Genomic DNA, 20,460 nt, shown 5'->3' on the forward strand with positions numbered 1-20,460 from the left:
TTCTCGATGAAGAAACCCCTAAGGCGATAAACGGTTGCAAATTCGCGTGACGATCCTACGGTGCGGCTAACACAGCGAGACGGGACGGCCTCTTTGACACAAACACTTCCACGACTGACGACGGGAATCGCAGGCCTGGACACGATCCTCAAAGGAGGATTGGTCGAGGGCGCCTCATACATCGTGCAGGGCCATCCAGGCGCAGGCAAGACGATCTTTGCCAATCAGGTCGCGTTCGCGAGCATTTCCAGCGGCAGGTCGGTTCTCTATGTGACCCTGTTGGCAGAAACCCATGAGCGTCTTTTTCAGGCTCTCGGAACCCTCGATTTTTTTGACCGGGAAAAACTCGGCACGAAGGTGTCCTACGTCAGCGTCTTTCAGACGCTAAGGGACGAGGGTCTGTCGGCCGTAGTAAAGCTGATCCGGGAGGAGATCGCGCGACAGGGGGCAACCCTTTTGGTCTTTGACGGCCTGCTGAACGCACACGATCGTGCAGACACAGATATCGACGTCAAGACTTTCGTTGCCGAGGTGCAAAGTCAGGCGGCGTTCGTTGGCTGCTCCGTCCTTTTCTTGACCAGTACACGCGTTGCCGAAGATAGCCCTGAGCATACGATGGTGGATGGGGTCATAGACCTACATAATGAGCTGGTCGGGGTGCGCTCCGTAAGACGGCTGCAAGTCAGGAAATCCAGAGGAAGTGCCGCTTTAGGCGGTCATCATCAGTTCGAGATCACTTCAGCTGGGATCGTTGTCTATCCGCGGCTTGAAGCAGCACTCGCAACATCAAGCGTTCCCGATCAGGCTGCGTCTGAGGTGCTGACTTCGGGAACTGAAGGCATGGACGCAATGGTGGGCGGCGGTCTGCAGGACGGTTCTGTTACGCTCGTTTTTGGTCCCTCCGGCTGCGGCAAGACTTCACTTGGTCTGAATTTCCTGGCGCGCGCCAGCGAGGAAGAGCCGGCGCTGCATTTCGGCTTCTACGAAACCCCTGAACGGCTGATGAGCAAGGCCCGCGCGCTTGGGCTGGATCTGGATAAGCCGGTGAAAGCGGGCACCTTGAAGGTCATCTGGAATCCGATGACTGAAAACCTTCTCGACAAGCTCGGGCATCGGCTACTCGACGAAGTAAGGGCACAGCGTACCAAGCGTTTGCTGATCGACGGACTGGGTGGTTTCGAACGCGCCGCAATCTACCCGCCGCGCCTGGTGGAATTTTTTGCGGCGCTTACGAACGAACTACGGGCGCTTGGCGTTACGGCTATTGCGACTTGGGAATTGCGCGAGCTTTTTGGCCCGAGCGTCATGGCGCCGGGATCGGAAATCTCCAGCCTCCTGGATAATCTGGTGATGCTGCGCCATGTAGAGATCAGCTCTCGCTTCGTACGGACCATTTCGGTGCTCAAGGTGAGAGATAGAGCTTACGAACCGGTGATCCGCGAAATCGGCTTCGGGTCGAAAGGACTGTTGGTTGGACCGCCGCTGGAGCCTGTCTCCGGCGCGACGACGGGATTGGCAAAACCGGTCGGACTCTAGCATTTTGAAGAGGAAGCAGGAGCTGGATGCCGCTGATCGTGATCGCCGAGGATGAATTCCTGATTGCCGACGTGCTCGTCATGATGCTGGAGGATGCCGGTTACGAAGTAGCGTCGGCTCCTCATGGAAGGGCAGCCCTTGCTCTGGTGCGTGAAAAGAACCCAGCGCTTGTGGTAACGGATTTTATGATGCCGCTGATGACGGGCCTTGAGCTCGCAAAGACGATGAGGGAAGATAAAGACCTCGCCCACATCCCTATCGTTTTGGTCACCGGCGCGCAGGGCGGTATCGGCCGAGCTCATCCAAACGTCTTCGATGCCGTACTGGACAAACCCTACAATGAAGAGAAGCTGATCGAGACCGTATCCCGCCTCCTGTCTTGATGGCGGATCGTTGGCCCCGTCGACCAGATCCCTCGCCGGCTCCCTACCGCTCCAACGCGCCGTTAACTGCTGCTGCAAGCGCGCGAATCTCATCCGCGGTGTGATCGGCGGTCGGGCAAATTCGCAAGCCGGCTCGACCGGAGGCCACAGTTGGGAAGAAAATCGCCGAGACATAACTTCCGGCATCGAGGACGAGCCTTGCCGCGCCGATTGCCGCCAGCTCTTCGCCAATGACGACCATCCGGATCGGCAGCGGCGATCCCGCCTGGGCCGTCGGCACCAGTTCATCGAAAAGCGCAATGTTTGCAGCAAGTCTCCGCTGCCGCAGCCCGAGTTCTTCCGTGCGATGGAGCCTTTCTGAGGCCGCCGCCGCTCCGATTGCAGCAACATTGATCGAAGCCGAAAACGCATGGGCGAGCGCGAAACGGCGAAAGATCTCCTCGTGCTCGCTTGTGCCGAGCATCAGCATGCCACCGGATGCGCCGAAGCCTTTACCGAGGGAGGCTGCGATGATCGTGCGGTCACCGAGCCCATGCGGTATCTGCGAGCGGGCATAGCCTGCGCCCTTCTCGCCGAAGATCGAGATGCCATGCGCATCATCGATGTAGAGGAACAGACCATAGCGCCGTTGCAATTCGAGGAGTGCGGCCACCGGAGCGCTTCCGCCCATGGAATAAACGCCGTCGCAAATGAAGGCGACACAGGGATGCGCCTGGCAGATCTCCTCCAGATCCGCAAGGTTGTTGTGAGATATGGTGCGCACATCGGCTTCCTCGGCGACGACCGGCTTGTGATAGGCAAGCGTTGCGTGCGCCAGGCGGTCGAAGACCATGACCGGCTTCACACCCTCCGTCAGCGCCCCCGAAGCAATCAGTGGCAAGGCGCTCATATTGGCGGCGAGCACGGTCGAATAGGTGATCACGCGCGCATCAAAGAGGTCTGAGAGCGCCTCCTCCAGTTCGCCAAGGGCTGCAAAGTTCAACTTGGTTCGCGCGCAGGACCAGTGAAGCGCGCCATAATGCATGACCAGCGCCGCAGCACCGGTGGTGATCGCCGTATGATTGTCGAGGCCGAGATAGGAACAGCGCACGAAATCGGTCACCTCCCGCGACTTGCCGTTGGGCACGCCGATCTCGACCCGCCGTCCTTTCAGCGGCCTGACATAAAGTGCCATCAGACCGTTGAGATGGGCGGCGGCGAAATGCGGCGCCGACGTCTGGATGAGGGCTGCCGTATTGCGATATCGCGAAGGCCGTTCGTCACGCTGCTTCTCATTCTGCATGGGATCCTCCTCCCGCACCAAACGGTTCAAGCGTAAGGAGGAGTGACCACTTCATACAACGAAGCCTGGACGAAGATTTCGATAAGATTGCGTGACGGCCGCCACGCGAATGTGACGGTGTTACGTCGTCTTGACGGCATAGCCCTCGCCGCGAACCGTCCGGATGATGTCGCGCCCAAGGGCCCTCTGCAGCGACCGGCGAAGACGCGCCACATGTACGTCGACCGTGCGCGGATCGACGAAATTGCCGGCCGGCCAGACAGCCTCGATAAGATCGAGCCTTGCAAAAACCCGCCCCGGCGTCGTCATCAAGGCCGACAGGATGCGGAACTCAATGGGGCTGAGGCCGACCGGGCTGCCATCTGCGAAAGCCTGGCGTGTGTCGGGGTCAAGCCGAAGGCCGGGATGCGGCGGTGGTGTGGACAAAGGGTCCGCCCCAGTCCCCTCCCCCAGCCGCGAATGAAGGTAGGAGAGAAGCCTTGAGGGTTTCAGGGGTCGGATGAAGTTTTCATCGGCGCCCGATTTCAACACGTCGATAAAGGGCACGCCGCCTGCCACCAGCGCAATGATGGGCACATTGCCTGGGAGGCTCTCCTGTCTGACGCGCGAGGAAAGCTCGGAAAGAACAGCCGATCCCGGCTGGCAATCGACGAGCACTGCAGCGACTTTCCCTTCGGCGATCAAGGCGATCGCAGCCTCGACGCCGTCGGCGAGAAGCGCGGGATAACCGTCGGTGGCGAGCACGTGCGAGAGCATCAGGTAGTAGTCGGCATCTTCCGAGAGGATTGCAATGCCGGTCTGTATGAGACTCGTGGGAATCTTGGCTTGAAAAGACATTTTGCTGTCACAACGGTTAGCGTGTGCGGGCCGACAGCAACAACTTACGGCCAGCAATTCCTCCATATAGGTGCATTAAAACACGTTATACGGGATTTATGAAGGCTTGCGCTGCATTTTTTGTTGTAACATAATAAAATTAGCCTGCATCGAAGGACGACGAGCCTGAGAGGCTGCCAGAGGACGGCACGTGATCGTGGCCCATTGCGGTTTCAACGTCCGGCATCCAATCATGATCAACTCGCGCTGACGGTGACAGGACATCGTCGATGCAAAATCCGATTGATGCGCTGGCCGGCCGGCTGGACGCTGCGGAGTCTGAAGGCATTTCTGTGGACGCGGCGGCTGGTGCTGCCCGCCTGGTCTATGGACATAACGCCAAAACCGCAGTCGCGTGGTGCGCGATTCATGCGCGCGGCAACGGGCGAAGCTCGGACTATTCGTTCTGGCTACGCGTCTTTCATCATCTCGGTCATGACGGCTGATCAGCCCTCCCCGACGTCGCGGCAGGGAGCATGTAAAAGAGGTACCGGCATCACTTACCGTGGGAGGCGAAAGCGAAGCCGCACGACCGCGAGACTATCGCTGACGACACGCGAGCCGCCGCTAAACCGATCACGGAATATTCAAACCCGGTTGGCAGACGCGCGCCGGGGCGCCCACCGCCCGGGCGCGGCTTGGTCCGTCCCCTCCCCTCCCCCGCTCCTTGCATCAGCGAGTACGTGGGGCAAAATCGGTGGCAGCGTTTCGGTGAGCGAGCATAGAAATGTGCATAACTCGGCGTTTTGGGACTTGATTGATAGCCTGGGGATTCTCCTGCAGGGGCAAATCATGATTCGATTCTGTCATGACGAAACGGCTCCCCTCCCCCGAGCATGCCGACACACTGTCGCTGAATGCGTTGCGCAGTCTTGTGTCCGGTCTGTTGGAGCGGTCGCAGCAGGCGGAAGCCCGGCTCGCGAAGCTTGAGGCCGACAACATCCAGCTGCGCGAGGAAAACGCCGCCCTTCGGCTCGAGAACACCCGCCTGAAACTCGACAACCAGCTGCTGCGCGACGAGATCGCCCGGTTGAAGAACCTGCCGCCGCGCCCGCCGTTTCGCTCCTCCGGTATGGACAAGGCGACGGATGCCAAATCCGATGACAAAGCCCAGACAACGAAGAAGCCGCGCGGTGCGAAGTTGGATGTGAAACGGGTGAGCCGGCAGGAGATCTTGCGCATCAATGCTCCGGCCGGCTCACGCTTCAAGGGGTACAAAAGCGTCTATGTTCGCGACCTGGTGCTCAAGGCGGAGCTCGTGCATTACCGTCGCGAATGCTGGATGACGCCGGATGGAAAGACGGTGCTGGCACCCTTGCCGGCGGGGATCATCGGTGGCTGTGGCACCAACCTCAGGCGGCTGTGCCTGATGTTGCATGCACAAGGACAGGTAACGACCGCGCGTCTGACGACATTGCTCAATGGCATTGGTCTCGACATCTCAAAACGCCAGATCGTACGGCTTTTGACCCGGCAGCTGGATGGCTTTGTTGCCGAGGACGCGGCGGTGTTGCATGCCGGTCTGGTGTCGTCGTCTTATGTCACCGTCGACGACACCGGCGCCCGACATTCCCATAATCCATATTACGCCACACACATCGGCGGCCCGAATTTTACCGTCTTCCGAACGGCAAAATCGAAGTCGCGCCTGAATTTCCTGTCGCTACTGCGCGGCGGCTACCAGGATTATGTGCTCAATGATGCCGCGTTCGATTACCTGAAAGAACGCCGTGCGGATGCGGCCATTACTGCCGGACTTCGCGCTCTTGAACCGCAGCGCTCTGCAATCAGGTGCCATTCATGGCGCATCTGGCCGAAAAGGGTATCGACATCCTCGACCGACAGGAGGTCGGCACGCATGCCGAGGCCGGCCTGTGGGGTTCTATCCGTCACCACGGCCTGATGGGCAACACGGTGATCGTCTCCGACGACGCCGGCCAGTTCCGCGTCGGCAATCACGCGCTGTGCTGGGTTCATGCCGAACGTCTTCTGCAAAAGCTGATGCCAGGAACCGCAAAAGAGGAGCGGTCGCTCACCATGGTCCGCGATCTCGTCTGGCGTTTCTACAAGGCGCTGAAAGCCTACAAGCAGAATCCTTCCCCGCGGGCCGTTCCGGCCTTCCGACGACGGTTCGACCGAATCTTCAGCCTGCGCACCGGTTATCAGGCACTCGATAAGCTGCTAGAGCGTCTGCTTCGAAGGAAGACCGAGCTGCTGAAGGTCCTCGAGCATCCCGAGATTCCGCTGCACACCAACGCATCGGAAAATGACCTGCGGAGTTTTGTCACGAAGCGAAAAATCTCCGGCGGCACGATGAGTCGCGATGGCCGTGTTGCGCGCGACGTCATGCTTGGTCTTATGAAGACCTGCCAGAAGCTTGGGCTGTCCTTTTACCACTATCTCGGTGACCGGCTTGGGATCGGTAACGTCGGGCAACCGGTCCCGCCCCTGTCGGCAATCATTCTCGCTCGGGCTTGAACACCCGGGGCCGCGTCGGCTTGGCTGCGCCACCACCGTTGCCCACTGAAACGGCACTGCCACCAAATCTGCCCCGCGTACCTCAGCGAACCCTTCGGTCCGCGCATCGCCGAGGTGTTAACACCATGTCAACCTTAACGAAAATTTGCAAACGGAACCAAACATCCGGTTTTGTTCGCTCAGGCAGATTGCCCTTCGGACGAATGAAATCATGGCTAGGCTCGCCGGGATGTCGAGGGCTGGCCACGCACAAGGGCCATCAGCATCGGACCAAGTGAAAATTCACCACGTTCGGCGCGTCGTGTCAAATCCCTGAGATAGCCGCCGGCCGACTGGATATGCCCTGCCCTTTCGAGGATGCAAGCCATGACGGCCGCGGAATTTTCAGGCCCGAGGATTTCGCAAGCATCCTGGTACGCCGACGGACTGACGCCGAGCATCGATCGAACGACGACCGCCGCCGACATCAGGTCGCGCCAACTGCCCACCGCGCCGCCTGGTCCGTAAGCGGCAATCTCCGGGCAGGCGTTCAGGACGAGCGATAAGGGAAACGCCTTGATCGGCTCCGGCATTGGCTTGGGCTCCACCCTCGGCTTCGCCTCCTGCTTCTTCTCGGAAGCTGGTTCAGGTTCATAGATGGATTCGGTATGTGAATTCTGTAGGTGGCAGCCGTTCTGGTCATCATTGCCGACTTTTTTTTGAACATTCAGTTGATTTTCCAGGACGATAAGGACTTCGTCGCGAAGCATGGCCATTTCCTCGGCGACATCTTCCAGCGTTGCGCGGTCCGGGTTACGCGGTAGCCTTGCAATAAGCGCCAGGAACTGCACCTCGATCGCAGCCCAATTGCCCGGAACCCCCTCCTCAATTGCGGCGCCGATCAGCTTGCGGACGTCGCGGCGGGCAATCGACAGCCTCTCGCGCGTCAGCCTGAAAGCCTTTCGTTCAGCCATCACTTGCTGCGCCATCAGTGCGAGTTCCCCCTGGCGGGCAAGTAAAGGCGACAGGTCGAAGCCAAAGGCTTCCTCGACCTTGCCGGCGTCGCTGCGACGGGCATAACGCTTGCCGTTCGGGCTGTCGTTGCGGATCACGAGCCCGGATTCGACGAGGCTTGCGAGATGCCGCCTGAGCGTCGTGCCGGTAATCCCGTTTGCCCTCAGCGAGAGTTGAGCATTGGACGGAAAGACGACGAGCGATTCATCGCCAGAGAGCTCCTGGCCGGGATGAAAGGAGAGCAGGGCGCTCAGGATAGCGAGCGCTCTGTCGGTCACGCCAAGGCGTTCGCGCGCCTCGCAGGCGTCGCGGTAGACGCGCCACTTGTCAACCGCGCCTTCCGTCTTTGCCTTTCGGGTTTCAAGCTGCCCTTTCACCAGGGCAAGCGTCATCGCCCGCCGCCCAAAGGGCGTCGATACACTTCCGCTCTGCATGTTCCTTCACCTTTCAAGAGGCAAAAGAAATCCGCTCGCCGAAACTAGCGCAAATATTCTTGACACTGATTCCCGGAAGTGCGATTCTCGAAGTTGTCCAGACTACGAGGAAAGCTTCCGTTGCGGTTTCGTGCGGGGGCTTTTTTCTTTTGCGCGTTAGCTCCTATTTATCACCTGCTTGCCGTCTGAACTCTTCGTAGAGACGATCGATATTATCCGACAGGTAGCGGCCGAATTTCCCGGCATTCTTCGCCTTCAGCGCCACTGTAAACGTCTTGCCCGACGGCTTGAATTCAGCCGACAGGGCCTTGTCGCTTGCCTCCCAGGAAGAGGCCGCGGCCTTGGCGCGCTTCGGCACCGCCTTCAGTTCCCTGACCAGCGCATCGAAGCGCAGATCCGATCCTATCGCCTGAAAAGCCGCCTCGCCAATCAGCGCCACTGCCCTGGCCGTATTCGACGGCTTTTCAATCAGCTGCGCGAAATCGATCCAGCGGTCGCGTCCGACCGATTTCGCCGGTCCGATCGCTGCAATCACCTCGGCAGGAACGCGCGAGGTCACCGAAAGCATGCGCGTCAGCATTGGTGCGTCGATCGACAGCGCCGTCTGCACGACAGCGCGCTCGTAGCCGAGCCCCGTCAGCCGATCGGCAAAGGAGGCGCGCTCTATAAAGGAAAGGTTCTCGCGGGCGGAGTTCTCCTGTCCCTGGGCGATCACGTGACCAATATCATCAACGGGCTTGACGACGGCCTTGACGGGACGGCCGAGAAGCTTTGCAGCACGCACACGGCGATGGCCGAAGACAAGCTGGTAGCGGCCTTCTGCGGTGGGATGAGGGCGCACCAGCACCGGCGTATCCTGTCCGCGCTCGCGAATGGCCGCGAGCAGCTCTTCGAAGGCCTGGTCGTCGGCCTCCATGCGATCGGAAACGAAAGAGGCGTCGACGATATCAGGATCAAGCTCGACGACGGCCTCGTCATGCAGCTGATCGGCGAGTGCTGCCTTCTCGGCGAGCTCGTTCAGCGAACTGATCATCGAGCGGGAGGCGCCGCGGCTGGCATAACCTGTGGCAACTGGGCGGCCCGACTTGACATCGGCCTGTGTGATCCCGAGCAAAACGTCACGGCGCGCCATGGAAGCCCCCCCCGATTCGGCCTAAACTGATGAAATTTCTCAGAAAAACCCTCGTTTGTACGGCTGACAAAAACCTATCCATTCTGTCGCCCCCAAGCTCTGTGCAACAAGGCGATGATTTCGCTGTTGACGCTGTCCATGGATTCCCGCGCCCGGTCGTAAGTGGTGGCGGTGAACTGCGAGCGTTCCACCTCGTAGAGCGACTGCTTGGTCAGCCCGGCATCCGAGATCGCCGTCGACTTGACCATCTGATGTTTGAGCATTTGCTCGGCGAACATGCTCTGCATGAAGCCGACCATCGACTGCTGGGGAATGTCGCCCGGCTCGTAGCGGGTGATCAGATAGCGGAACCAGTCGAGCGTGACGTTGACACCGGCGCCTTCGACGCTCTTCAGGATCCCCCCCAGCATCAGCAGGAACTGCGACATTGACATGATGTCGAGCATCTGCGGGTGGACCGTGATGAGCACGGAAGTGGAGGCGGTGAGCGCGGTTAGCGTCAGGTAGCCGAGCTGAGGAGGGCAGTCGACCACGACGACGTCATACTGGTCGTCAACCTCGGTAAGCGCCTGGCCGATGCGGGTATAGAAGAGCTTGCCGGCATTGCTGTCGCGCCGCTGCATAGCAATCGGTGTGTCGTATTCGTATTCCTGCAGCTCGAGATTGGCCGGCACGATGTCGAGGTTGGGAAAATTCGTGCGCTGGATGATCTCGCTGACCGGCCGGCGTTCGTCGTCGTATCGCAGCGCCTCATAGAAAGAGGGATTGGAATCGAGTTCCGGCTGGATGCCGAAGAGGGCCGACATCGAGGCCTGCGGGTCGAGGTCGACCGCAAGCACGCGGTAGCCGCGCAGCGACAGATATTGTGCAAGATGGACTGCGGTGGTGGTCTTGCCGGAGCCGCCCTTGAAATTGACGACGGAGATAACCTGGAGCTTTTCGCCCGGCTGGCGACGTGGCGAGCGGTCGATGACCTCGCGCAGCTCCCCGATCTGCTCAGCACTGTAATAGCGACGTCCGGTCGGCGTTGTTGTCGGCTGCGGTCCCTTGCCTTGCAGATGCAGCTTCTTCAGGTAGCTCGGCGAGACATTGAGGAATTCGGCAACCTCTGCAAGCGAGAAGACACGCAGGGTCTTCATCGCATTGGGCGGAAACTTCTCCATGCGCAGCATGTCGAGCTTCGTGGAGATCTCGTTGCCCTGATCGAGGATCGTGTCAGAGAAGCGGGGCGCCGGCGCGATGGCTTTTGGTGTCGCGTTCATCCAATAAAATACCTTGGTGTCGATTTTTATCGAAAATCATCGAATTATCGGCACTATCGGCCGATTCTCGAATTTGAACAAGGAATTTACAGTTAACGGCCCGGCGAGGGCCGCTTATCTACACGTTTCGGCAATATTGCCGCTGGATTTGGTGCTTCGGAAGCGTCTTACCGGAGAGCGAAGTCAGCGCGAAAAGCTTCGATGCTGGCGAATCGGTTTAACGCCGCGTCATCCCTCCAAGGTTTGACTGACTTGAATAAGGCAGTTAAAGATCGTTTTCAAGCACCAATGTCGAAAAAGAGCGACACCGCTCAAGAAGGGGAGGGGAGCAGCACCGGAGAAATCTCGAAGACCCTGGCCTTGCCGCGGCCCATCGCATTTGTCCCGACGCGCTCGACGAGCAGCCCTTTGCGCACGAGCGGGTCGAGCACTTCGTTGACGCCAGTCCGCGTCAATCCGGTTTCTGTCACGATCGCGGAGACTGTGAGCTCGCGGCCCAGTTCAAGCATGTATTGGAGGACATTCATCATGCCGATCTGCTTCAGGCGCGCCTGCGCCGTCTCATCGGGCAACCTGTCGTCAAGGATCATCCGCGAGGCGAGGGCGGAAAAGGCAAGGCTGTCGAGAGTGATCGAACCGCGAGGCGCCATGAGTGACTTTCGATAAAAGAGTTTAGACGCGGAAAGCATAGCGCCGGTCCATCCAACTGCAAACCGGCGTCCCTACAAACACAGCGCCAACACCCTTAGAAATTACGGTGGCGCCATGGCGAGAGCATCGCTAGATAGATGATTCAGCGGGAGTTTTGCCCTTGATGAAATCGAGCCTCGAACATCTGCCGGAAAAGAAGCAGCGCGAACTCGCGCGCGTCGTCGAAATCATTCACGAGGAGTTCGAGGATGCCTTGAGGGGAGGGGAGGCGGAGTTCAAGAAGAAGGGCCGCATCTGGAAAATCATTCTCTTCGGCTCCTATGCGCGCGGCACCTGGGTCGACGAACCGCACACGACGAAGGGCTACCGATCCGACTACGACATCCTGATCATCGTCAGCACGAAGAAGCTCACCGAACCCGAATACTGGTATGGCGCCAAGGATCGCCTGATGCGCGATCGCGGCATCAAAACCCCGGTTGGTGTCATCGTTCACACTCGCCGGGACGTTGGCGACCACCTTCACAAAGGCCAACACTTCTTCTCCGACATACGTCGCGACGGGATCGTTCTTTACGAGCTAAACGATGATCCTTTGCCAATGCCCAAACCGATGTCGCCGGAAGAAGAGTATCTAATCGCAAAGGAACAATTTGAGGAGCGCTTTCCGTCAGCGCAATCGTTCATCGACACCTACCGGTTCCTTTTACAGAAGGCCCAGCTTAGCCACGCTGCGTTCGAACTTCACCAAGCGATCGAGCAAACTTACTCAACATTGCTTCTCACTTTGACGAACTATGCGCCAGCGTCTCACAATATCAGTTTCCTTCGTGCACTTTCCGAAGACAGAGACCTTCGTATAGCGCTCGCCTGGCCGCGTGAGAGGCAGCGCTTTACAGCCTGGTTCAATCTGATCAACGAAGCCTACGTGAAGGCGCGTTATTCCCGGCACTATAAAATTAGCAAAGAAGCCTTGATATGGCTTGGAGAGCGCACCGAGGAACTTCATCAGCTTGTGGCAATGGTATGCAGAGAGCACTTGGCGCACCTAAAATCACAGCTTTGATAGAGCTTAACTCACAAGGAGCGCCTGATATGTCTACTTGCGACTAGCGCTAAAAACTGGTGAGAACCGTATCGGTGGTTTTTCTCTCTGGTCGAAGATCAGTGCTCATCCTTCAGCAAATCCCAAGCGGTCATCCCTTCGTTGTGAGCTGCCGCCATTTACCGCCCGCGTCTGCGGCCATCGCGGCAGCCTTGAGGTTTGTTCCAGCACCGCTGGAACCACTTTTTCCTCTACGATGCCTATGAACTAGGTCGACCCGCGGATCACGAATGCATCGAGCTTCGGGCGTTCACGCCGCTGCGCTTCGGCAACATCGTTGAAGAGGGTTGTGCCGCCCAGATCCTCCAGCACGACATCCGACTTCAGGCGCCAGTTCTGGTGCTCATCCTGTGTTCCGGGAATGTTCGTCGCACGTCGCTCGCCCACCATATCTGCAAGCCGTACAGTTACCAGCATACTGTTCGTCCGGGCCAGAAGGCGATGGATCGCCACTATGATTTGAGCGCTTACCATGTCCTCGACCCCAGAGAGTATCGATCGGGCGTCAAGCACTCCCGCATCTACTGCCGCCCGAATGAGAGATGTCTTTCGGGCAAGTCTTTCTGCCCTTAGGGCCTGCGCCTCAACCGGAGCACACCAGCCGAAAGTTTCCGCGAACGCAATGTCGTCGGCACTCCACCATCCGATCAGGGGTGGAAGATCATGCGTGGATAGGCAGGCAAGGGAAAGCTCTTGTGTCCCTGACCGGTCGACGTCCTCAGGCGCGACATCTTCGAAGTATAGGACTCGATAGCCGAACACTCCCGCGGACCGCATTGCCGGCCTGAAGCCAACGGGCACGTTGCCGAGATCTTCGCCGATCACCAACATCTCGTAAGAACGAGAGACTTTTGCCAGATCCGACATCAACTCCATAAACGGGTACCGAAGGTATCCACCAGCCGACGGCGGATCGCCCTGCGGGATCAAGAACAGTTGCCAGAGGCTCATTGCATGGTCCAACCTAAGCGCTCCGGCGAAGCGCGCCGTCTGACCAAGGAGAGCTTCGTAGTGCAACGCGCTGCGATCAAGCAACGGTTGGGGAGATAATGGAACAAGACCCCAATCCTGTCCTCTAACACTAAATGCATCCGGAGGAGCGCCTATGTGCAATCCCGGCAAGACCATCCGGGGTAACGACCACGTTGAAGAGCCGTCGGGAACTTCGCCAACCGCGAAATCGAGATACAATCCGACGCGCATTCCGATCGTCTTGGCTTGGGCTGCAACCTCCTTTAGCTGTATAGTCGTCAGCCATTGGAGCCACATCTGAAACTCGACGCCATCGCTGTGATTGACAGCAAATTGCCGAACTTGGACGCCTTGGTAGTCTTGAAGCTCCTGGGGCCAGTCGGTCCAGCCGCTTCCATGTCCCGATCGGGTCATTTCCAAAGAGAGGGTCTCGAAAAGGCAATGCCCGTAAAGCGCATCGCCACCCTCGGATTTGAATTTCTCGAAGGCCTCCGCGGGCAGATCACCACGTTGCGCCTCATCATTTTGCCATAGATGCCAAAGCTCTTTCAGAGCGGCGATCTTGATTTCAGCCACTCCGGAGTAATCAATGAAATCGCAAGATCGCAGGGCCGCGAGCCTCGCATCGTCGACCAGAGAGCCTCGATCGATTGGTATCGTGTCGACGGCGAGAAACAATGGATTTAGAAAGCGCCGATTGGAGGGGGAATAAGGGCTGCTGCGTTCGGGTGCGGCGAGGAAGAGCGCATGGACAGGGCTAAGCCCAACGAAGTCGGCTCCGGCCTCAGCAGCGATCGCGCAAAGAGCTTTGACATCCTCGAAGTCGCCAATTCCCCAGTTGCGCAACGAGCGCAGTTCGTAGATCTGGCAAGATATGCCCCACATTCCCCGTGGTGGCGGGGATGGCGGAATGTGGCAATGTGTGCCGTCAGGTACGAGCAGTTGCGGCCGAGGCCAATCTTCTACTGCCTTCTGGTCGAGCGGATTGAGCGCACTAAGCTCTCGCACGATGAGAGATCTGGTACCTTCTGGAACCTCTTGAACGATCCCTTGCAGATCCTCATAGGTTTCCGGGATGATCGACTTCTCCGCCAGCTGCGATAGTAAAAGCTGGCCGATTTCGTATGATGCACTCATTACCGTGTCTAGCCTCCCACCACGTCAGACGCCCGGCCAGCGCGATGTACCTGATGCAAAGGTAGTGGGCGTCAACTATCCAGGCTCGCCCGGTCTCCGGGCATGGAAAGCAATCGACGCCTTGTTCCCGAATTCACCTTCTCCCACTCTCTCGAATGAGCGACTGTCGAACCTTGGTTAAAAACGAAAGTTCCCGGCCAAGCAGATTGATTGGACCGGCTCGTGCGTCGCGCGAGGTCGGGTTGCGATGGTCGGAGGCAACAAGCACCATGTCGACAGGAAATGTCGATCGACAGGAAAAAGGACGTGGCAGCCGGAAAGAAAGAAGCAGAAAGGGTGTCAGACACGACATGGAGGAGAAACATGAACGCCGAGGGATTATTAGAGCAATCGAGCTGCTCGTCCGCTCCGCCGCATGGCGTTGCTGTAGTAGCTCGACGCCTGTTGAACCGACCTATGGCGCGACTGCTCCATGGCCTCGGGCAGGGGAATGCCGCGGTTCGCCGCCTCCGTAAGATAGCCCGACCGCAGCCCGTGCGCTGAAAACTCTCTCGGCTCCAGGCCTGCGAGCTTGGCCCGTTGCTTGACGATGTCGTTGACCGCCTTCGGATCCAGCGGGCGGTGGGCAACATTGCCCCAGCGGTCGATCGCTCGGAACATGGGTCCCCTCTCGATCCTGGCGACCTCGAGCCAGGCATTCAGCGCCTCGACTGGCCGGCCGGTGAGATAGACGACCTCGTCCTGATCGGCACCGGAGGTTTTCGTGCGGCCGAGATGAATGGCGAGCGAGGGCAGGGGAGGGCCGTCCTTGACCCCTATCGCGGGCTCGACCACGAGCTGCTCCTTGCGCATTCCGGCGATCTCGCTGCGGCGGCGACCGCCGGACGCGAAGGCGACCATCAGGATCGCCCGGTCGCGGATATCGCGCAGGCTTCCCGTGCTGCAGGTCGCCAGCAGTCTAGCCAGCACATCCGATGTCACCGCTTTCGCGCTTTTGCGGCGACGCGGCCGCGACGTGGCGCGCACCGCCAGGCGGATCGCCGATTTCAGGGCAGGGGAAGCGGAGAACCCTGTCAGGCCGCGCCATTTGGTGAGCGTCGACCAGCTGGCCAGCCGTCGGCGCACCGTGTCGGGGGCATGCGGTCCCGCCGATCGCAGGAACCCTTGGGCGCGAAGGCTGTGCTCGATGCTGGCCGGCATCCCATGGTCGGGATCGGTGCTACGCTTTTCCGGATCCCACAAATGCTGGGCGACGAACTTCAACAGCAGCGCTTCCGGCGCCGGCCAGGGCAGGGGGCTGCCGGTGGCGGCCAGCGACCAGGCCTGCAGATAGGCAAGATCGGAGGTCAGAGCCCTCAGCGTGTTTGCACCCATCCCCGCATTGACCAGATGGCGGAGGGTCTCGACATCCTCGTCGGTCAGCAGTTCGGCAAGCTCATCGCGGCGCTCGATCGGCAGCACCGCGGCGATCGTGTCGAGGTCCTGGGCGCGACGATCAGCGCCGATGTCCTTGGCTCTGGTCATGCCGTCGACGATGCCGGATGACGTTTCAGGTCCGTCTGCCCGAAATCACGCCCCTTGAACAGCAGCGGCGCCTTAGCAATCGCAGCGACGGCATAGGACAGGCAGTCGCCCATGTTCAATGCCGCCGGATGGCGCCCCTTGCCGAACCGCTCAAACGCCTGCTCGGCGGCGTGATAGTGCCGTTCGCCGAAGGTCACTGCGCTGACATTCGACAGCGCGACGAGCTGCGCAATGATGGCAGCGGCATTCGGAAATCCCCTGCCGGTCAGCACCATCCGGGCCTCGAGGAGCGTCGGCCAGCCGATGGCGACCGATTCGCGAACGACGATCGCCTTGAATGTTTCAGCCTCCGGCTCTGCCAGAGACATTGCCAGAATGACCGAGGTATCGAGCGCGATCATATCGGCAGGCCGTTCTCGTCATAAAAATCGTCGTGCGCCGATGTCGCGCCGGCCGGAACCGCGCGGCGACCTTCGGCCATGAGGTCCCAAAGCACCTCCTCCGGCCTGCGCGCCGTCGACTGCCGCAATTCCAGGTCAAAATGCTCCAACGCCTGCTCGACCAGCTTGTTGATCGGCTGGCCGGTGCGTTTGGCAAGCGCGTGCGCCAGATCCCGGGCCTTGGCGCTGCGCACGGAGAGTTGCGGTTCGGACATCGTGTTCCTCGTCGAATTGAATGTGTAAAATAGCGATTGCGGCGCCAGATGGCAAGGTTTTGCTTCCTGCCATCTTACTTCCGATAAGCGCTACTTATCGATGGTTATGACGCCCAACCGGCAATCATACCATCTGAGGAATAGTAATTTAGATATAGAGTTCGTTTAGCAATTCGTTTACCATAATATCAATGGCTTACGATCTTGCGAAAATCAGCATGGCAGCCCTGATGCGACCGGCGTTCGACGCCGGTGTCGCTCTCACGCGTCTCGACGAGCGCATCGCCCGCTCACCGGTCGGTGCGGGCTGGATCGAACGCCAAAACTTCGCCGATGCCTGCGCCTCGCTGTGGATCGACGGCGAACTCGTCCACCTCGAAGACTTGGTTCTGCACGACGCCACGCGGGATATTCGCACACCCACCCATGAGCTGACCATCGCCCGTGACGTCCTGCGCACCCGCCGACGTATCGCTGCGCAGTCGCCGGACTGGGCGTTGTCTCCGGACGGTATCCGAACGTTGCGACAGACGGCGGACGTCACCCTGGTCCGTGCTGAGGCGGCGGAGCCGGCCGGCGTCATTCGGCCCGCTGTCAGGGCCAATGCAGAAGGTGAGGGGAAGGAAATCGACGAAGCCGAAGGGCTTCCCGGCATGGACTATGCCGCCATCGACGCGGTGCTCGCCCGATCAGAAGCGGCGATCGAAGAGGCCAAGCGTCCTGGCCACGTCGGCCGGAGCGGTGCTGCGGAAAAGGATCCGCTGGTCTATGATCTCGACTGGGACGAGGACGAGCGGCTGGAGGAATGGCGCGGGGTGCTGCGCCAGGCCGAACACCTGCCGGCGGTGCTGCAGGCGATCATCGCCCTCGATGCCTGGAACGAGCTGGCCGTCCTGCAGCATGCGCCGTGGCTCGGCCGGCTATTTGCCGCCTCCATCCTGCGGCAGGCTGGCATCACCAGCGGCGCCCATCTGGCCCCCATCAATCTCGGCCTAAAAACCATTCCCGTCGATCGGCGCCGGCATCGTAGCCGAGATGTCCGGTTGCTCGCGATCGCCGGCGGGCTGATTGCGGCCGCCGAGATCGGCATGAAGGAGCATGACCGGCTGGCGCTGGCGCGCACGCTGTTTGAGCGAAAGCTGGAAGGGCGGCGGACATCGTCGAAACTGCCGGAGCTGGTCGAGCTGGTGATGGCAAAGCCGCTCGTGTCGGCCGGGATGGTGGCGAAAACGCTGGACGTCACGCCGCAGGCGGCGCGGCGGATTGTTTTGGAGCTCGGCCTGCGCGAGATGACCGGGAGGGGGAGGTTTCGGGCGTGGGGTGTTCTTTAAGTTTAGGACAAAGGTGAATTGACCATCCGCCCCTGTGCATCGCGGCGGTCGACGGAGTCAGCGCTCAGGCAGGAGGGCGAGGCCCCCTTGGCTCAGGACCAAGTTAAGGGACGTGACCACCTCGCGTCTGGCGGCCTCCAACTCATCTTGGATGTCGCAGTCGTGGAACATGAACCAGTCTGACTGTTGGCTCACCTTGCCGACGCGCTCGGCGTTCACCAACGTGGCACGGAAATCATCAAGGCGGGCGGAGACGGTCTCCATGCCGCTTCGAAGGCCAGCGTCGCTGAGGGTGCGCACCCCCCCAGCCAAGCGGCGAACCCTGCGACCTTCTCGATCTACGAGTTCGCCAGTGGCGAGCACTCTTTGAGTGTCCGCGACTGCCCTCTTGAAATTGTCCGGATGCTCGCAACTCAAGCGATCTCGGAAAGCGGGGCGTAGAAATGCCTCGGCGAACAGGCCGAGCATCAAAGTGTCACGCTCTGCAGCTGTCAGACCTTGCGCTACGGTGCGGTAGTAGTCGTTCTGCAGGCGATCATCGCGATTGAGCGCAGCATCGTAGTCGCCCCATGACCATGTCATGACTGCGAACTTTCCGGCCTTCCTACGATCTTTCGAAATCTCCGCCGCCTCATTTTGGATAATCGTGTCTGGCTTCGCTGTCGTGGCAAGAATAAAAAGGTCGAGCTTTGCAGGATGGGTTTCGACGTCCTTAATAGCTTGAGCAAGTATTTCGCGGGTGATTACACCACCGACCTTGGGCCGATTCTCGTGGTCGAGGTCGTCGCGGCGCTTGCACTGTATTCCGATCGTTCGACCATCCTCTGCGGTGAGTAGGACATCCAAGCCACCCTGAGATTGGCCATGGCGGCCCACCTTTTGAGGCACTGGATCGCCAAAAACGACCCGCGCAACGCCCACGGTGAGGTCTTCAAACTGTTGCCAGTAAGCGGGTACCGCGAAGGCCTGGGTGATATCCGGCATAGTGGGACCTCCGAAGTCAGCGCAGACGGTCGATGCTTGCGATATAGCCGTTTAGCCGGGATTTAATCAAGCAAACAGAATTGTAACTTGGGTCTGAGGTCGTTGACCGAGGTGGCGAAAGATGATTGATCATTCTGAAATACGAGTGGCTTGATGTTTGACGCGAAACGCCTCGGATGGAAGGTTCGAAAACTGCCCGATGTCGCCTCGGTTGCATCAAGTTTATGAACCTGTCCGCTGCGCGTACTGAGTACTTAAAGAGGATTTCCAGCATGCATGTTCTGCTTTCGAGAGCGTTGGCTTCTACTGTTCGTGACGAAATCCCGTTGCCCGAAGGCGCAAAGTACGATGTCGCTTTGGGCGCCTGGCTTGGAGAGAGCGGGCTTTTGGCCTATGATCCCGACACGGATCGGGTGAGCAAGAAGCAGGATGTCGAAACTGGCGAAGACCAAAAAGGGCAATGAGCTCCGCCGCATTGGTAGACGTTCTCATCCTCGCCAGTATTCACGACTTTCCTACCGATCGAGTCTGCGTAGCACTCGAGAAGGCCGGCGCATCGTACTTGCGTCTGAATTCCGAGAGTCTTAGCACGGCAAAAGTACGGCTAGATCCTCAAGAACCAAGGCTGGAAATTGGTCTTGGTGATCATACGTGGGTGGTCGATGGTGGTCTCAAGTCAGTATGGTGGCGGCAACCTACGTTCCTTCGTAATGTCCCTCACGAGGCCTTGACTCTCGATGAGCAGCTTTCCCGATCGCAGTGGCCCGCTTTCTTGCGCGGATTGATGGTGTTCGACGACGCAGAGTGGATCAACCATCCTGCGATGACGTATCGCGCAGAGTCCAAACCCTGGCAGCTTCATATCGCGGCGAAGCTGGGGTTCGACATCCCTAAGACGATTATGACGAACGACCCTGTTGCTCCGATTGTGGAGACAATCGGAAATTGTGTCGCCGTCAAATCAATTGATACGGTCCTACTGCGCGAAGGCAATCAGCAATACTTTGCCTACACCCAATTGCTTGACTGGTCTGACATCGCCACAAGCGATCTTAGCGCCGCACCCGTTGTGATCCAAGAAGCCATTTCACCGAAGCTCGACCTGCGCGTTACGGTTTTAGGCGAACAAGCTTGGGCTGTGGCTGTGACCGCTGACGGCGGAGCCATTGATGGTGACTGGCGGCTGAAAAAAAAGGGCGAGCTTGCCTATCCAACTTTCGACCTCCCTCTGGACGTAGAGCAACGCTGTATTGAACTGGTTCGCAGCATGGGGCTCGTCTACGGGGCGATCGATCTGGCTGTTAGTGGGGATCGCTTCGTCTTCATTGAAATCAACCCAACCGGAGAATGGGGATGGCTAGACAACCCGGAGCGTCCTCTCGCGAAGGCTATTGCCGCCGCCTTGCAAAAATGATTGGCTCTTGTCTAGCTGATGCCTGGTTTCAGGTTTTTCCGTTTCCTCGTTTGATTGCCGTTAATCTAACAGTGCGCGGCAACAGGAATAAGGTGGACGAGAGACAACTTGCGTGGGTTGCTCTCGGACGTCAGGCTCTGCTTCCGATCCTTGCCGAGGAATGGGAGCGGGCCAAATTTATTGACGAAAAGCTGTTCAAGCTCACCGCCGCCCTCTCGCTTGCTGTCGCTGCTGTTGGCGTCGCTTCCAAGGCTGTACTGGACGCAATGCCGGCTGGTCCGCTCAAGGTCAGCGTCACCGTGGTCCTGCTC

Annotated in this window: 18 protein-coding genes and 2 pseudogenes; 9 read left to right on the top strand and 11 right to left on the bottom strand. The window is 59.2% G+C overall.

Annotated elements, in window-relative coordinates; translation table 11 throughout:
• The first annotated feature begins 60 nt into the window (after positions 1 to 60).
• Positions 61 to 1,536 (top strand): DUF7125 family protein, encoded by a 1,476-nt coding sequence (locus ACPYOI_RS14670; RefSeq protein WP_481422983.1) that lies wholly within the window; start codon positions 61 to 63, stop codon positions 1,534 to 1,536.
• 26 nt (positions 1,537 to 1,562) lie between these two features.
• Positions 1,563 to 1,919, top strand: a complete 357-nt coding sequence (locus ACPYOI_RS14675; protein WP_481416466.1) for a response regulator — start codon at positions 1,563 to 1,565, stop codon at positions 1,917 to 1,919.
• Between the two features lie 43 nt (positions 1,920 to 1,962).
• Here the strand turns inward: ACPYOI_RS14675 and ACPYOI_RS14680 are convergent, their stop codons facing one another.
• Together ACPYOI_RS14680 and ACPYOI_RS14685 are read right to left on the bottom strand one after the other, a co-directional pair.
• Complete coding sequence (locus tag ACPYOI_RS14680; protein WP_481422984.1) at positions 1,963 to 3,201, bottom strand: aminotransferase class I/II-fold pyridoxal phosphate-dependent enzyme; 1,239 nt, start codon at positions 3,199 to 3,201, stop codon at positions 1,963 to 1,965.
• A gap of 120 nt (positions 3,202 to 3,321) precedes the next feature.
• Complete coding sequence (locus ACPYOI_RS14685) at positions 3,322 to 4,038, bottom strand: winged helix-turn-helix transcriptional regulator (protein WP_481422985.1); 717 nt, start codon at positions 4,036 to 4,038, stop codon at positions 3,322 to 3,324.
• A 269-nt stretch (positions 4,039 to 4,307) separates the two neighbouring features.
• Here ACPYOI_RS14685 and ACPYOI_RS14690 point away from each other — a divergent pair, with 269 nt between their 5' ends.
• Together ACPYOI_RS14690 and ACPYOI_RS14695 are read left to right on the top strand one after the other, a co-directional pair.
• Positions 4,308 to 4,523 (top strand): hypothetical protein, encoded by a 216-nt coding sequence (locus tag ACPYOI_RS14690; protein ID WP_481416462.1) that lies wholly within the window; start codon positions 4,308 to 4,310, stop codon positions 4,521 to 4,523.
• Positions 4,524 to 4,885: 362 nt separating this feature from the next.
• Positions 4,886 to 6,555 (top strand): annotated as a pseudogene (locus ACPYOI_RS14695) (IS66 family transposase).
• 215 nt (positions 6,556 to 6,770) lie between these two features.
• Here ACPYOI_RS14695 and repC read toward each other — a convergent pair.
• The 4 genes from repC to ACPYOI_RS14715 form a co-directional block, all read right to left on the bottom strand.
• A complete protein-coding gene (gene repC / locus ACPYOI_RS14700) occupies positions 6,771 to 7,982 on the bottom strand; it encodes a plasmid replication protein RepC (protein ID WP_481419939.1) in 1,212 nt (403 codons plus the stop codon).
• Positions 7,983 to 8,145: 163 nt separating this feature from the next.
• Positions 8,146 to 9,114 (bottom strand): plasmid partitioning protein RepB, encoded by a 969-nt coding sequence (gene repB, locus ACPYOI_RS14705; RefSeq protein WP_481419940.1) that lies wholly within the window; start codon positions 9,112 to 9,114, stop codon positions 8,146 to 8,148.
• Between the two features lie 74 nt (positions 9,115 to 9,188).
• Positions 9,189 to 10,376 (bottom strand): plasmid partitioning protein RepA, encoded by a 1,188-nt coding sequence (gene repA / locus ACPYOI_RS14710; RefSeq protein WP_481419941.1) that lies wholly within the window; start codon positions 10,374 to 10,376, stop codon positions 9,189 to 9,191.
• Positions 10,377 to 10,687: 311 nt separating this feature from the next.
• Positions 10,688 to 11,026, bottom strand: a complete 339-nt coding sequence (locus ACPYOI_RS14715) for a MarR family transcriptional regulator (RefSeq protein ID WP_481419942.1) — start codon at positions 11,024 to 11,026, stop codon at positions 10,688 to 10,690.
• 164 nt (positions 11,027 to 11,190) lie between these two features.
• Between ACPYOI_RS14715 and ACPYOI_RS14720 the strand changes: the two genes are divergently transcribed.
• Positions 11,191 to 12,093: a nucleotidyltransferase and HEPN domain-containing protein gene (locus tag ACPYOI_RS14720; protein WP_481419943.1), complete on the top strand. Its 903-nt coding sequence runs from the start codon at positions 11,191 to 11,193 to the stop codon at positions 12,091 to 12,093.
• A 246-nt stretch (positions 12,094 to 12,339) separates the two neighbouring features.
• Here ACPYOI_RS14720 and malQ read toward each other — a convergent pair whose 3' ends face one another.
• From malQ to ACPYOI_RS14740, 4 genes are all read right to left on the bottom strand, one after another.
• On the bottom strand, positions 12,340 to 14,241 hold the full coding sequence (gene malQ, locus ACPYOI_RS14725) for a 4-alpha-glucanotransferase (RefSeq protein WP_481422986.1): 1,902 nt from the start codon (positions 14,239 to 14,241) through the stop codon (positions 12,340 to 12,342).
• 381 nt (positions 14,242 to 14,622) lie between these two features.
• The gene (locus ACPYOI_RS14730; protein ID WP_481419945.1) at positions 14,623 to 15,765 is read right to left on the bottom strand and encodes a site-specific integrase; all 1,143 of its coding nucleotides are present in this window, start codon (positions 15,763 to 15,765) and stop codon (positions 14,623 to 14,625) included.
• Entirely contained in the window at positions 15,762 to 16,166 is a 405-nt protein-coding gene (locus ACPYOI_RS14735) for a type II toxin-antitoxin system VapC family toxin (RefSeq protein WP_481422987.1), read from the bottom strand. Before ACPYOI_RS14735 ends, ACPYOI_RS14730 begins: the two co-directional genes overlap by 4 nt.
• Positions 16,163 to 16,420: a type II toxin-antitoxin system VapB family antitoxin gene (locus tag ACPYOI_RS14740; protein WP_481419947.1), complete on the bottom strand. Its 258-nt coding sequence runs from the start codon at positions 16,418 to 16,420 to the stop codon at positions 16,163 to 16,165. Before ACPYOI_RS14740 ends, ACPYOI_RS14735 begins: the two co-directional genes overlap by 4 nt.
• A 191-nt stretch (positions 16,421 to 16,611) precedes the next feature.
• Here ACPYOI_RS14740 and ACPYOI_RS14745 point away from each other — a divergent pair, with 191 nt between their 5' ends.
• Positions 16,612 to 17,751, top strand: coding sequence for an RHE_PE00001 family protein (locus tag ACPYOI_RS14745; protein WP_481422988.1), 1,140 nt, complete (start codon positions 16,612 to 16,614; stop codon positions 17,749 to 17,751).
• Positions 17,752 to 17,808: 57 nt separating this feature from the next.
• Here ACPYOI_RS14745 and ACPYOI_RS14750 read toward each other — a convergent pair whose 3' ends face one another.
• Positions 17,809 to 18,735, bottom strand: coding sequence for a hypothetical protein (locus tag ACPYOI_RS14750; RefSeq protein WP_481422989.1), 927 nt, complete (start codon positions 18,733 to 18,735; stop codon positions 17,809 to 17,811).
• Between the two features lie 272 nt (positions 18,736 to 19,007).
• On the opposite strand from ACPYOI_RS14750, the gene ACPYOI_RS14755 reads away from it, so the two are divergent.
• From ACPYOI_RS14755 to ACPYOI_RS14765, 3 genes and pseudogenes are all read left to right on the top strand, one after another.
• Complete coding sequence (locus tag ACPYOI_RS14755; RefSeq protein WP_246719460.1) at positions 19,008 to 19,199, top strand: hypothetical protein; 192 nt, start codon at positions 19,008 to 19,010, stop codon at positions 19,197 to 19,199.
• Positions 19,196 to 20,149: an MvdC/MvdD family ATP grasp protein gene (locus ACPYOI_RS14760; protein ID WP_481422990.1), complete on the top strand. Its 954-nt coding sequence runs from the start codon at positions 19,196 to 19,198 to the stop codon at positions 20,147 to 20,149. Before ACPYOI_RS14755 ends, ACPYOI_RS14760 begins: the two co-directional genes overlap by 4 nt.
• A 92-nt stretch (positions 20,150 to 20,241) precedes the next feature.
• Positions 20,242 to 20,460 (top strand): annotated as a pseudogene (locus ACPYOI_RS14765) (hypothetical protein); the annotation flags it as partial.

Source organism: Rhizobium sp. SVR5-2C, assembly GCF_056755115.1.